Origin of the sequence: Montanilutibacter psychrotolerans (assembly GCF_003719825.1) — a bacterium.
Lineage (GTDB): Bacteria > Pseudomonadota > Gammaproteobacteria > Xanthomonadales > Xanthomonadaceae > Montanilutibacter > Montanilutibacter psychrotolerans.
Genome location: NZ_RIBS01000002.1, coordinates 57,903 through 69,238 on the forward strand (window position 1 = coordinate 57,903; position 11,336 = coordinate 69,238).

Annotated in this window: 12 protein-coding genes; 10 read left to right on the plus strand and 2 right to left on the minus strand. The window is 68.4% G+C overall.

Translation table 11 applies throughout. The features are described 5' to 3' along the window. The first annotated feature begins 2 nt into the window (after nt 1-2). Entirely contained in the window at nt 3-1,841 is a 1,839-nt protein-coding gene (locus tag EER27_RS03930; RefSeq protein ID WP_123086739.1) for an ArnT family glycosyltransferase, read from the plus strand. A 48-nt stretch (nt 1,842-1,889) separates the two neighbouring features. Here the strand turns inward: EER27_RS03930 and EER27_RS03935 are convergent, their stop codons facing one another. Next, nucleotides 1,890-2,492, minus strand: a complete 603-nt coding sequence (locus EER27_RS03935) for a Maf family protein (protein ID WP_123086740.1) — start codon at nt 2,490-2,492, stop codon at nt 1,890-1,892. Nucleotides 2,493-2,495: 3 nt separating this feature from the next. After that, a complete protein-coding gene (locus tag EER27_RS03940; RefSeq protein WP_123086741.1) occupies nt 2,496-2,855 on the minus strand; it encodes a hypothetical protein in 360 nt (119 codons plus the stop codon). A 123-nt stretch (nt 2,856-2,978) separates the two neighbouring features. Here EER27_RS03940 and EER27_RS03945 point away from each other — a divergent pair, with 123 nt between their 5' ends. From EER27_RS03945 to pabC, 9 genes are all read left to right on the plus strand, one after another. Further along, nucleotides 2,979-3,491: a YceD family protein gene (locus tag EER27_RS03945; protein WP_123086742.1), complete on the plus strand. Its 513-nt coding sequence runs from the start codon at nt 2,979-2,981 to the stop codon at nt 3,489-3,491. Nucleotides 3,492-3,534: 43 nt separating this feature from the next. After that, on the plus strand, nt 3,535-3,729 hold the full coding sequence (gene rpmF / locus EER27_RS03950; RefSeq protein WP_123086743.1) for a 50S ribosomal protein L32: 195 nt from the start codon (nt 3,535-3,537) through the stop codon (nt 3,727-3,729). 186 nt (nt 3,730-3,915) lie between these two features. Further along, complete coding sequence (locus EER27_RS03955) at nt 3,916-4,896, plus strand: beta-ketoacyl-ACP synthase III (protein ID WP_123086744.1); 981 nt, start codon at nt 3,916-3,918, stop codon at nt 4,894-4,896. A gap of 337 nt (nt 4,897-5,233) precedes the next feature. Further along, a complete protein-coding gene (gene fabD, locus EER27_RS03960; protein ID WP_123086745.1) occupies nt 5,234-6,190 on the plus strand; it encodes an ACP S-malonyltransferase in 957 nt (318 codons plus the stop codon). A 97-nt stretch (nt 6,191-6,287) separates the two neighbouring features. Beyond that, entirely contained in the window at nt 6,288-7,031 is a 744-nt protein-coding gene (fabG, locus tag EER27_RS03965) for a 3-oxoacyl-ACP reductase FabG (protein WP_123086746.1), read from the plus strand. Between the two features lie 116 nt (nt 7,032-7,147). Next, nucleotides 7,148-7,387 carry an acyl carrier protein gene (acpP, locus tag EER27_RS03970; RefSeq protein WP_036135371.1) on the plus strand — a complete coding sequence of 80 codons (240 nt, stop codon included), beginning with the start codon at nt 7,148-7,150 and terminating at the stop codon, nt 7,385-7,387. 165 nt (nt 7,388-7,552) lie between these two features. Continuing rightward, entirely contained in the window at nt 7,553-8,803 is a 1,251-nt protein-coding gene (fabF, locus tag EER27_RS03975) for a beta-ketoacyl-ACP synthase II (protein ID WP_123087246.1), read from the plus strand. A gap of 235 nt (nt 8,804-9,038) precedes the next feature. Next, nucleotides 9,039-10,391: an aminodeoxychorismate synthase component I gene (locus EER27_RS03980; protein ID WP_123086747.1), complete on the plus strand. Its 1,353-nt coding sequence runs from the start codon at nt 9,039-9,041 to the stop codon at nt 10,389-10,391. Between the two features lie 76 nt (nt 10,392-10,467). Continuing rightward, on the plus strand, nt 10,468-11,304 hold the full coding sequence (pabC, locus tag EER27_RS03985; protein WP_190285637.1) for an aminodeoxychorismate lyase: 837 nt from the start codon (nt 10,468-10,470) through the stop codon (nt 11,302-11,304). Nucleotides 11,305-11,336: the final 32 nt, after the last annotated feature.

The window sequence follows — 11,336 nt, forward strand, 5'->3', positions numbered from 1 at the left end:
CGATGCAGGACGAATTGCGTGCGCGACAGCGCTTTCTCGTGCTGTTCGCGGTGGTGCTGGCGATCAAGGTGCTGGTCGCCGCCCGCCTGCCCTTGTTCGTCGACGAGGCGTTTTACTGGCTGGAAGGCCAGCACCTTGCCGCGGCCTACTCCGATCTGCCGGGGTTGACGGCGTGGTTGACACGGCTCGGTGTCACGCTCGGCGGCAACACGCCGCTGGGCCTGCGCGCGCCGTTTCTGATGATTGCCGCGGCCTTGCCGTGGCTGGTCGTCCACATCACGCGCCGCGAATTCGGTGAGGCCTACGGATGGCAGGCCGGCTGCTTCGCGCTGCTGCTTCCGCTGGCCGGCACGCTGGGGCTGCTGGCATTGCCCGATGCGGCGATGGCGCTGGCGACGCTGCTGTGCGTCGACGCCGGTGCGCGACTGTTGCGCCGGGTCGATGCCGGCGGTGCACTCGAACTCGCGCTGGGTCTTGCGATCGGCGCGCTCACCCACTACCGGTTCATCGGCGTGATTGCCGTGGGCTTCGTCGCCCTGCTGTTGCTCGCCGACGGCCGCCAGGCGCTGCGCGACGTGCGCGTATGGACTGCCGTCGCGTTCGGCGCCGCGGCATGGACGCCGCTGCTGGCCTGGAACTTCGACAACGCCGATGCCGGGCTGCGCTTCCAGCTGGTCGATCGTCACCCGTGGGCATTTCATGCCGACGGCATTTCGTTCGTGGTCATCCAGGCGCTGCTGGTGACGCCGCTACTGTTTGCCGCGCTGGCTATCGCGGCCTGGCGTGGTGGTCGAAGCGCCTTGCCGGCCTCGCGTTACCTAGCGCTGCTGGGTGGGCTGGTGGTGCTGGGCTTCTTCGCGCTGGGCTTTTTTGCCGACACCGAGCGGGTGAGTTTCCACTGGCCGCTGCCGGGCTACCTGGCGCTGCTGCCGTTGTTGCCGGCATTGCTGGCGCGCTGGCCTGCCTGGCTGCGCGCGGCGACGTGGTCGTTGTCCGCCGTCGGATTGGTGGCGATGCTGGGCTACTACGTCGTGGTGTCGTTGCCCGAGGTGCGCGCGCAAAGCGCGGCCGAAAAGTGGTATCCCTCCAACTTCGCCGGCTGGGACCGGCTTGCCGATGCGGTGCGCCTGGAGTGGTCGGCGATGCCGGCCAACACCCGCATCGTGGCCGAGAACTTCAAGCTTGGTGCCGAGCTGGGTTTCGCGCTGGGCGACGCGAACATCCCCGTGCTCGACCATCCGCTCAACCACAAGCACGGCCGGGCGCCGCAACTGAAGCTGTGGGGCCTGCAGACGCCGGGTCGCGCTGCGTGGGGCGACGCGCCGGTGCTGCTGGTGGTCGGCGCCAGCGACGTCCAGTACAAGACCCTGCTCGCGCGTTACCACGCGTTGTGCGACGCGGTCGGTCCGTTGCCGCCGCCACGGGTGATCAATGTCGATCACGGTCGCCAGCGCTTCCTGTTGTTCCGGCTCGACCGGCCCCGTGCAGGCCGCTGCACCACGCCGGCGATGGCCTGGCTCGACGCGCCGGTTGCGGGGGCGAAGGTCGCAGGCCCGCTGGAACTGGCCGGCTGGGCCTTCAAGGACGGCGTCGGCATCGCGCGGGTCGACGTCACCCTGGACGGAAAGGTGATCGGCCCGGCGGAGTACGGCCGGCACAACGACGGCGTGGCCCGCTACTGGAAGATCTCGACCGATCCCCAGCACCCGCTCGTCGGACTGGGCGGCAAGATTGACCTGGGCGGCGTTCCCGCCGGTCGCCATTGGCTCGGCCTGCGTCTGCATGGCCGCGATGGCAGCATCGAGGACTGGTCCGAGCAGCCGATCGAGGTCGTCCGCTAGCGCCCCCGGCGTCAGCTGTGTCGGGCGCTCGTCAGGCCAGGGCGCCCGTCAAGGCACCGAAAAACCGGCCTCGCGCAATAGCCGTGCGGTGGCGATCAGCGGCAAGCCGATCAGCGCGGTCGGGTCCTGCGTTTCGATCGCGTCGAACAGGCTGATGCCCAGCCCCTCGCATTTGAAGCTGCCGGCGCAGTCGAACGGTTGCTCGGCATCGACGTAGCGTCCGATCTCGTCGCCCCGCAGCGTCCGGAAGCGAACGGTGGTGGTATCCAGCCAAAGGTGCGGCGTGACGCCCTGGCGATACAGGCACACGCCGGTGCGGAACCGGACCGGCTGGCCCGACATCGCGGCCAGCTGCCCGACGGCCGCTTCCCGGTTGCCGGGCTTGCCCAGCGTGGCGGTGCCCAGCTCGGCCACCTGGTCGGAGCCGATCACCCAGGCGTCGGGGTGCAGTGCCGCCACGGCGGCCGCCTTGGCGTGGGCCAGTCGCAGCGCCAATGCCGCCGGCGTTTCGTCCGGCAGCGCGGTTTCGTCGCTCTCGGGCCGGGCGATGCTGAACGGCAGGCGCAAGCGCTCCAGCAGTTCGCGCCGGTAACGGGAGGTCGAGGCCAGGATCAGTGGCTGCTGGGCAGTCGGGTTGTCGTGGAACGGCATCGTTCAGCTCACCGCGCGCGCGCGCTCGATGCGCACCAGCTGCTGGTCGATGCGGTTGCGGGCAGCGTCGATCGAGCCGCGTACCTCCGCCAGCTGGGCAAGGCTGGCCTGGCTGCCGTAGTCGCGCAGCCAGACCCGCTGGCGCAGCATCTCGCGCATCGCGTCCCGGACCGGGTCATCGCCTTCGCCGCCGGCAACCGCCTTGATCTCGGCGCGGGCCGTGCGCAGGCGCTCCTCCAGCGCGTCGGCGGCGTCGAGCACCGCGCGCACGGCGCGCCGGCGGCGCCCGCTGAACAGGCGCACGATCAGGACCAGCACGCCGGCGGAAACCGCGGCGCTCAACAGCAGAAGGGTGGTATTCACGGACGCAGGGCGCTGCAGGTGGGCTGGCAGTCTGCCGTGGCTCGCGGGGCGGGGGCAAATCCCGATCGGCAAAGGCTTTCCGGTTTGACAGCCGGGGCTGCGGTCTCTACCATTCCGCGGCTTATGTCAGCGAACCTGCCCGAGATGCTGGATGCTTGGCGCATGGTCGCAGCGCGACGCGGCGTGGAAGGCCGTGTCCCGCTGGCGGCGCTGACCCGGTTGCACGACTACCTGGTCGACAGCGAAGGCGACGTCCGTTTCGCCCTCGATTTCGGCCAGGACGAGTTGCGCGTCCCGTACCTGGAGATGCGGATCGATGCCGAGCTGCCGCTGCTTTGCCAGCGCAGCCTGCAACGTTTCCTGTATCCGGTGCAGGTCGTGCAGCGGCTTGGCCTGATCCGCGAAGAGGCGGACGAAGCCGCGCTGCCGCCGGGATACGAACCCCTGCTGATGCCGGAAGACGGCATGCTGCAGACCATCGGGCTGGTCGAGGACGAATTGATCCTTGCCGTTCCGGTCGTGCCGACAATGCCCGGCACGGAAGCGATGGAGCGCGACTGGCCGGCCCAGGAGGCCGAGCTGGAACGCGTCAACCCGTTCGCTGCGCTGTCGGCATTGAAGAACAAACCGAAATAGTCACCGCAAGCTAGTCACCTGCCGTATTCCTTGGAGCAAGACCATGGCTGTTCAGAAGTCCCGAGTTTCCCCGTCCAAGCGTGGCATGCGCCGCTCGCACGATGCGCTGTCCAGCAAGCAGCTGGCCACCGATCCGACCACCGGCGAGACCCACCTGCGCCACCACGTGACCGCCGACGGCTACTACCGCGGCAAGAAGGTCATCAACACCCAGTCGAAGGTTGCCGACGAAGAGTAAGTTTCGTCGCTACCCGCCGCGCCGCGCCTGCATCCCCGATGCGCGCGGCCGTCGCTGCCGGCCTTGCCGGCATGGTTGGACGGTGGTGGTTTCAGCCGTTGCAATCTGGCGGTAGCCCGCGGTGAGGCTCCGGCCCCGGCGTATGCCGGCGGCTCCTGGCAATGCTTCCGCTGCGGGATCCCCCAGATGACCGAACAGATCTATGCCCGCATCGCGGGTACCGGCAGTTACCTGCCGGAAAAGTGCCTCACCAACGATGACCTCGCGAAATTCGTCGACACGAGCGACGAATGGATCACCGCGCGTACCGGCATCCGCCAGCGTCACGTGGCCGCCGAGGGTGAGACTACCAGCGACCTGGCCTACCACGCCTCCGTGCGTGCGCTCGAGGCCGCCGGCGTCGAGGCGAAGGATCTCGACCTGATCGTGCTCGGCACGACCACGCCGGACCTGATTTTCCCCTCTACGGCCTGCCTGCTGCAGCACCGTCTCGGCGCGGACGGCTGCGCCGCGTTTGACGTCAACGCCGCCTGTTCGGGCTTTGTCTACGCGCTGACGGTGGCCGACAAGTTCATCCGCTCCGGCGCCGCCAAGACGGTGCTGGTGGTCGGCGCGGAAACGCTGACGCGCATGCTCGACTGGACCGATCGCGGCACCTGCGTGCTGTTCGGCGACGGTGCCGGCGCGGTGGTGCTCAAGGCCGACAGCGAGACCGGCATCCTCAGCACCCATCTGCACGCAGACGGCGGCAAGAAGGAACTGCTGTGGAACCCGGTGGGCGTCTCGGTGGGCTTCAAGCCCGAAGAGCACAACGCCGGCGTCAAGGTGCTGATGACCGGCAACGAAGTCTTCAAGCACGCGGTCAAGGCGCTCGACTCGGTGGTCGAGGAAACGCTCGAGGCAAACGGCCTGGATCGTCACGAGATCGACTGGCTGATCCCGCACCAGGCGAACCTGCGCATCATCGAAGCCACGGCCAAGCGCCTGGACATGCCGATGGAGCGCGTCGTCGTCACTGTCGACAAGCACGGCAACACGTCGTCGGGTTCGGTGCCGCTGGCGCTGGACGAGGCGGTGCGTTCGGGCAAGGTGCAGCGCGGCCAGCTGCTGTTGCTGGAGGCCTTCGGCGGCGGCTTCACCTGGGGCTCGGCACTGCTGCGCTACTGATCCGTCGACACGGCTGATCCATCGACGTGACGCATCGCGCAGTGCGCAGCGTCGAATGTCCTTCGCGGGCTCGGCCATCTGGTCGGGCCCGCGTCGTTTGTGGCGTTGCCATCGACCCGCCGGACGGTGCAGCGTGGTCGCGATGCAGGCCACGCATCGGCGACTGCGATCGCTTGCGATACGGGTGTCGACGACTGGAAAGCCCGGCGCAGCCCAATGCGTTGGCGCTGGTACGTTTCTTCATCAACCTGACGCTGGCCGTCACTGTACGTGGCGGTACAGACGCAGCACGCGATTCGCTCGTATCATTGCCCGCTCTTTTGCTGGGTCGGGCGTGATGGAATCGCAGGCAGCCAACAATCAACTGGCATTCGTGTTCCCGGGGCAGGGCTCGCAGTCGCTGGGCATGCTGACCGATCTGGCCGCGTCCGCGCCGCTGGTCGTGGAGACCTTTACCGAGGCCAGCGATGGCGCTGGCGCCGATTTGTGGGCGCTGTGCCAACAGGGTCCGGAAGACCAGCTCAATCGCACCGAATTCACGCAGCCGGCATTGCTTGCGGCCGGTGTCGCCGTCTGGCGCCTCTGGCAGGCACGCGGTGGTGCGATTCCTGCCCTGTTCGCCGGCCACAGCCTTGGCGAGTACGCCGCGTTGGTGGCCGGCGGTGCGTTGTCGCTGCATGACGCCGCCCGCCTGGTGCGCCTGCGTGGGCAGCTGATGCAGGATGCCGCCCCGGCTGGCAGCGGCGCGATGGCCGCCGTGCTTGGCGCCGAAGATGCCGTGGTACTGGAGGTCTGCCAGGCCGTGTCGGGCGATGCAGTGGTCGTGCCCGCCAACTTCAACTCGCCCGGACAGATCGTGATCGGCGGCCATGCCGCCGCGGTGGATGCCGCGCTCGAGCAGCTCGCCGAACGTGGCGTGCGCAAGGCGGTCAAGCTGGCTGTCAGCGTGCCCTCGCACACACCGTTGATGCGCGAAGCCGCCAACCGCCTCGCCGAGGCGATGACCGCGCTGCCGTGGCAGGCGCCGTCGGTGCCGGTGGTGCAGAACGTCGATGGCGAAGTGCATGAGGGCGTCGAATCGATCCGTGACGCGCTTGTGCGCCAGCTCTACCTTCCGGTGCAGTGGACCCGTTGCGTGCAGGCGCTGGCCGCCGGTGGCGCGACGCGGATCGGCGAATGCGGCCCCGGCAAGGTGCTCACCGGTCTGGCCAAGCGCATCGACAAGTCGCTCGACGCGCGCGCGCTTGGCATGCCGACCGATTTCGAATCCGCCCTGGCGGACTGGAACCACTGAATCCCGGCGCGGCTTGACGCAGGCAACGGCACGCCGTTCGAATGCCCTGTCCGCTGCAGTCCGCGTGACCCGCGCCAGACGTCTTGAAGGAGAACCCATGACGCTTCCATTGCAGGGCGAGATCGCCCTTGTCACCGGCGCCAGCCGCGGCATCGGTGCGGCCATCGCCGACGAACTTGCCGCACAAGGCGCCACCGTGATCGGTACGGCCACGTCCGAATCGGGCGCGCAGGCAATCGGTGCGCGGCTTGCAGCGCAGGGCGGCCACGGCCGCGTGCTCGACGTCGTCGACGGCGCGGCGGTCGAAGCGCTGATCGATGGCATCAGCAAGGAATTCGGCGCGGTCTCGATTCTGGTCAACAACGCCGGCATCACGCGCGACAACCTGCTGATGCGCATGAAGGAAGAGGACTGGCAGGCCATCCTCGACACCAACCTCAGCAGCGTCTTCCGCACCAGCAAGGCGGTGATGCGCTCCATGATGAAGGCGCGCCGCGGCCGCATCATCAATATCGCGTCCGTGATCGGCGTGACCGGCAATGCCGGGCAGGCCAACTACGCCGCCGCCAAGGCTGGCATCATCGCGTTCAGCAAATCGCTGGCCCGCGAGATCGGTTCGCGCGGCGTTACCGTCAACGTGGTCGCACCGGGTTTCATCGACACCGACATGACCAAGTCGCTGCCCGAGGACGCCAAAGCCGCGATGCTGGGCCAGATCGCGCTCGGTCGTCTTGGTGAGCCGGCCGACATCGCACGCGCGGTGGCGTTCCTGGCGGGTCCGTCGGCGGCCTACATCACTGGCGAGACCCTGCATGTCAACGGCGGCATGTACATGCCGTGAGCCCCTGGATGGGCTCCAAGTTGTTGAATCCGAACGGCTTTTGCGAAGGTTCGCGATCGCCGTCTATTCCATTAGACTATTCCATCTAACATCCCGTCCGGGAGGAGTGAGCAGAAATGAGCAGCATCGAAGAGCGCGTCAAGAAGATCGTGGTCGAGCAGCTGGGCGTCAAGGAAGAAGAGGTCACCAACAATGCCTCGTTCGTCGACGACCTTGGTGCGGATTCGCTCGACACCGTCGAGTTGGTGATGGCCCTCGAAGAAGAGTTCGAGTGCGAGATCCCGGACGAGGAAGCCGAGAAGATCACCTCGGTGCAGCAGGCGATCGACTACGTCAAGGCGCACGTCAAGGCCTGAGGGCCCGCGGCCTGACCGGAACGCACGGCCCGGAAGCCGGTCCGTCGCGCGTCCAGCACAACCAAACCGGGGCCGCTTTGCGGCCCCGCGTTTTTGAACGTGGCGGCCCTGCCGGTGAGCACACCGGACGGGCAGGCCATCAGTGGCAACAGCACGGAGTTACCCATGTCAAACCGTCCGGCTTCGCGACGCGTAGTGGTTACTGGCCTCGGCATCGTCTCCCCACTTGGCAACGATCTTGCCAGCAGCTGGGACGGCATCGTCAACGGCCGCTCCGGCATCGGCCCGATCACCCATTTCGACGCGTCCGCGTTCACCACCCGCATTGCCGGTGAAGTGCGCGACTTCGACATCACCAAGTGGGTGAATGCGAAGGACGCTCGCAAGATGGAGGAATTCATCCATTACGGCGTTGCTGCCTCGCTGATGGCGATGGAAGACGCCAACCTCACCGTCGACGATTCCAACGCCGAGCGCATCGGTGCGCTGATCGGCTCGGGCATCGGCGGACTGCTCGGCATCGAAGAGCAGACGATCAAGTTCCACGAGGGCGGCCCGCGCAAGATCTCGCCGTTCTACGTACCCAGCACCATCATCAACATGCTGCCCGGCCAGGTCTCGTTGCTGACCGGCATCAAGGGCCCGAATTTCTCGGCGGTTTCCGCCTGCGCCACGTCCAACCATTCGATCGGCATGGCGATGCGCATGATCCAGTACGGCGATGCCGACATCATGGTGGCCGGCGGCGCCGAACGTGGCTCGTCGCCGACGTCGGTGGGCGGCTTCTGCTCGATGAAGGCGATGTCGACCCGCAACGACGACCCGACCCGCGCATCGCGGCCGTGGGACAAGGATCGCGACGGCTTCGTGCTGGGCGATGGCGCCGGCATCCTGATCCTGGAAGAGTACGAGCACGCCAAGGCGCGCGGCGCACGCATCTATTGCGAGCTGGCCGGCTTCGGTGCGACCTCCGACGCGTTCCACATGACCGCGCCCAGCGAGAACGGCGAAGGCCCGGCGCGCTGCATGGTCGCCGCGCTCAAGGATGCGGGCGTCAATACCGATGAAGTCGGCTACCTCAACGCACACGGTACGTCGACGCCGCTGGGCGACCTTGCCGAGACGCTGGCGATCAAGCGTGCGCTGGGCCAGCACGCCGCCACCACCATGGTCAGCTCGACCAAGTCGATGACCGGCCACCTGCTCGGCGCCGCGGGCGGTGCCGAGGCGATCTTCTCGGTGATGGCGCTGCACACCGGCATCATCCCGCCGACGATCAACCTCGATCAGCCCGGCGAGGGCTGCGATCTGGACTACGTGCCCAACGTCGCGCGCGAAGTGCAGGTGGACGTCGCGGTGTCCAACGGCTTCGGCTTCGGCGGTACCAACGGCACCCTGGTGTTCAAGCGTCTTTGACCCGGGCTTTGCGTTTCCCGTCCGCGGCGGGCACGCCCGGACGGTGAAGCGCGCTGGCGGCGATCGATTCGTCGCCGGCGCGCCGGGGCCGCGACGCTGCGGCGTCGCCCTGGCGGCCAGGTCCCGCCGATGGCAATCCCGGCCGTCCGTGCCACAGTGGCGTTCGACCCACCGGTGATCGCGCCGAACCTTCGACCCGCGCCTGCCGTCGCCAGCGCTCCCGTGGAAAACGACCATGCTGCTGACCCGTGCGCTGACCACCCCCGTCGACCTGCTCGAGCTGCAGCGCAGCGCGCCCGCGCGTTACCCGCTGCTGCTCGAGTCCAGCGCGCACGGCACCGCGCAGGGACGCTGGGACATGCTGCTTGCCGCCGATGGCGGGTCGCTGCGCCTGGATCGCGATGGCGTCACCCGCGACCAGGATGACCGGCCGCTGGCCGGCGATTTCCTTTCCGAGCTCGACAAGGCCTGGCGTGCCCTGCGCGTCGATCGCGACGAGCCGCGCTGGCCGTTCCGTGGCGGCTGGGCGCTGCTGTTGGGGTACGAGCTGGCGATGCAGGTCGAGCCCGTGCTGCGACTTCCGCCCGCCCCCGGCTCGTTGCCGGTGGCGATGGCGCTGCGGTGTCCCGGTGCGTTGCTGCGCGACTGCAATACCGGCGAATGCGTGATGGTTGTCGAGCGCGGGCACGAATCGATGCTCGATGCGATGGCGGCCGATGCGGTGTCCGCGGCCGCGCAGATGCCGGCCACGTGGCAGGCGCCGGTGGCGCTGGACGAGGACGCACCGCAGCGCTACACCGATGGCGTCGCACGGGTCGTGGACTACCTGCGGGCCGGCGATGTGTTCCAGGTCAACCTGTCGCGCGCCTGGCAGGCGCGGTTCGCGACGCCGGTGACGCCGGCCGCGCTGTTCCAGCGGCTGCGAGAGAACAACCCGGCACCGTTCGCGGGCGTGTTCGCCGGTGCCGATTGGGCGGTGGTCAGCGCATCGCCCGAGCGCCTGGTGTCGGTGCGCGGCGAGCTCGTCGAAACCCGACCGATCGCCGGCACGCGACCGCGGTCAGCCGGCGACGACGATGCCGCGCGTATCCGCGAGCTGGTCGGCCACCCGAAAGAACGTGCCGAGCACGTGATGCTGATCGATCTCGAGCGCAACGACCTGGGACGCGTGTGCACGCCGGGCAGCGTCGAGGTCGATGAGCTGATGAGCGTGGAAAGCTACGCGCACGTGCACCACATCGTCAGCAACGTGCGTGGTTGCCTGCGTGCCGGCGTGAGCCCGGGCGAGGTGATCCGCGCGACGTTCCCGGGCGGCACCATCACCGGCTGTCCGAAGGTGCGGTGCATGCAGATCATTGCCGAGCTGGAAGGCGAGGGGCGGGGCGCCTACACCGGCGCGATGGGCTGGCTCAACCGGGACGGCGACATGGACCTCAACATCCTGATTCGCAGTGCCGAGCTGGAAGGCGATCGCCTGCGTTTTCGTACCGGCGCGGGCATCGTCGCCGACTCGGACCCGCAGAAGGAACTGGACGAGACCCGCGCCAAGGCCCGCGGCATGTTCCGCGCCCTTGGAGTCGCCGGGTGAAGCGCGCGCCCGCGTTGGCGCCCGCAGGTGCCGTGCATCCAGCCCGATGCGTGGCGGGCCATCGAGGGGGAGCGCGATGATCGCGATTTTCCAGGGGCGGCAACGCGTGGATTCGATTGCCGGCAACGACCGCGGGCTGGCCTACGGCGACGGCCTGTTCGAAACGCTGCGCGCGCACCGCGGCACGCTGCCATGGTGGCCCGCGCACTGGGCGCGACTGACGCGTGGGGCGCAGCGACTGCGCCTGCCGTTGCCGGACCCGATCCAGGTGCGCGACGAAGCACTGGCGCTGCTGGACGGAGGCGACGGCGTCATCAAGTTGCTGCTCAGCCGTGGCAGCGGTGGCCGTGGCTACGCGCCGCCTGTCGATGCAACGCCGACCTGGGTGCTGTCGCGGCACCCGCTGCCCCCGCCGGTGCCGGCGGCTGGCCTTGCCCTGCGCTGGTGCACCACCACGCTGGCCATCCAGCCCGCCCTGGCTGGACTCAAGCACTGCAACCGACTCGAACAGGTGCTCGCGCGTGGCGAATGGGACGATCCACTGGCCCTGGACCGCGATGCCGACGAAGGGCTGATGCGCAGCGGCGAGGGCGACGTGGTCTGTGCCACGTCGGCCAATCTGTTCGCGAACGTCGGGGGACGCTGGCGCACGCCGGCGGTCGATCGCTGTGGTGTTGCCGGCGTTTGCCGCGACTGGGTGCTGGCGGCGCTGGATGCCGATGTCGGCCGACTTGCTGTGGTCGAGATCGAGTCTGCGACGGCGGTTTTCCTGTGCAACGCGGTGCGCGGTATCCTGCCGGTCGCGCGGCTGGGAACGCGCCACTGGTCGATGGATCCCGAGGTGGTAGCGCTGCAGCGGAGGCTGGCAACCGCCCATCCCGCCTTCGTGTCGGCTGCGCCCCTGTTCACGTGATACGCCACCGTCTTTCCGCCACGGAGTCTTCG

Excerpts from the sequence above, each read along its gene's own strand:
- EER27_RS03930 (WP_123086739.1), top strand. The coding sequence starts at position 3 with ATGCAGGACGAATTGCGTGCGCGACAGCGCTTTCTCGTGCTGTTCGCG.
- EER27_RS03935 (WP_123086740.1), bottom strand. The coding sequence starts at position 2,492 with ATGCCGTTCCACGACAACCCGACTGCCCAGCAGCCACTGATCCTGGCC.
- EER27_RS03945 (WP_123086742.1), top strand. The coding sequence starts at position 2,979 with ATGTCAGCGAACCTGCCCGAGATGCTGGATGCTTGGCGCATGGTCGCA.
- rpmF (WP_123086743.1), top strand. The coding sequence starts at position 3,535 with ATGGCTGTTCAGAAGTCCCGAGTTTCCCCGTCCAAGCGTGGCATGCGC.
- EER27_RS03955 (WP_123086744.1), top strand. The coding sequence starts at position 3,916 with ATGACCGAACAGATCTATGCCCGCATCGCGGGTACCGGCAGTTACCTG.
- fabD (WP_123086745.1), top strand. The coding sequence starts at position 5,234 with ATGGAATCGCAGGCAGCCAACAATCAACTGGCATTCGTGTTCCCGGGG.
- fabG (WP_123086746.1), top strand. The coding sequence starts at position 6,288 with ATGACGCTTCCATTGCAGGGCGAGATCGCCCTTGTCACCGGCGCCAGC.
- acpP (WP_036135371.1), top strand. The coding sequence starts at position 7,148 with ATGAGCAGCATCGAAGAGCGCGTCAAGAAGATCGTGGTCGAGCAGCTG.
- fabF (WP_123087246.1), top strand. The coding sequence starts at position 7,553 with ATGTCAAACCGTCCGGCTTCGCGACGCGTAGTGGTTACTGGCCTCGGC.
- EER27_RS03980 (WP_123086747.1), top strand. The coding sequence starts at position 9,039 with ATGCTGCTGACCCGTGCGCTGACCACCCCCGTCGACCTGCTCGAGCTG.
- pabC (WP_190285637.1), top strand. The coding sequence starts at position 10,468 with ATGATCGCGATTTTCCAGGGGCGGCAACGCGTGGATTCGATTGCCGGC.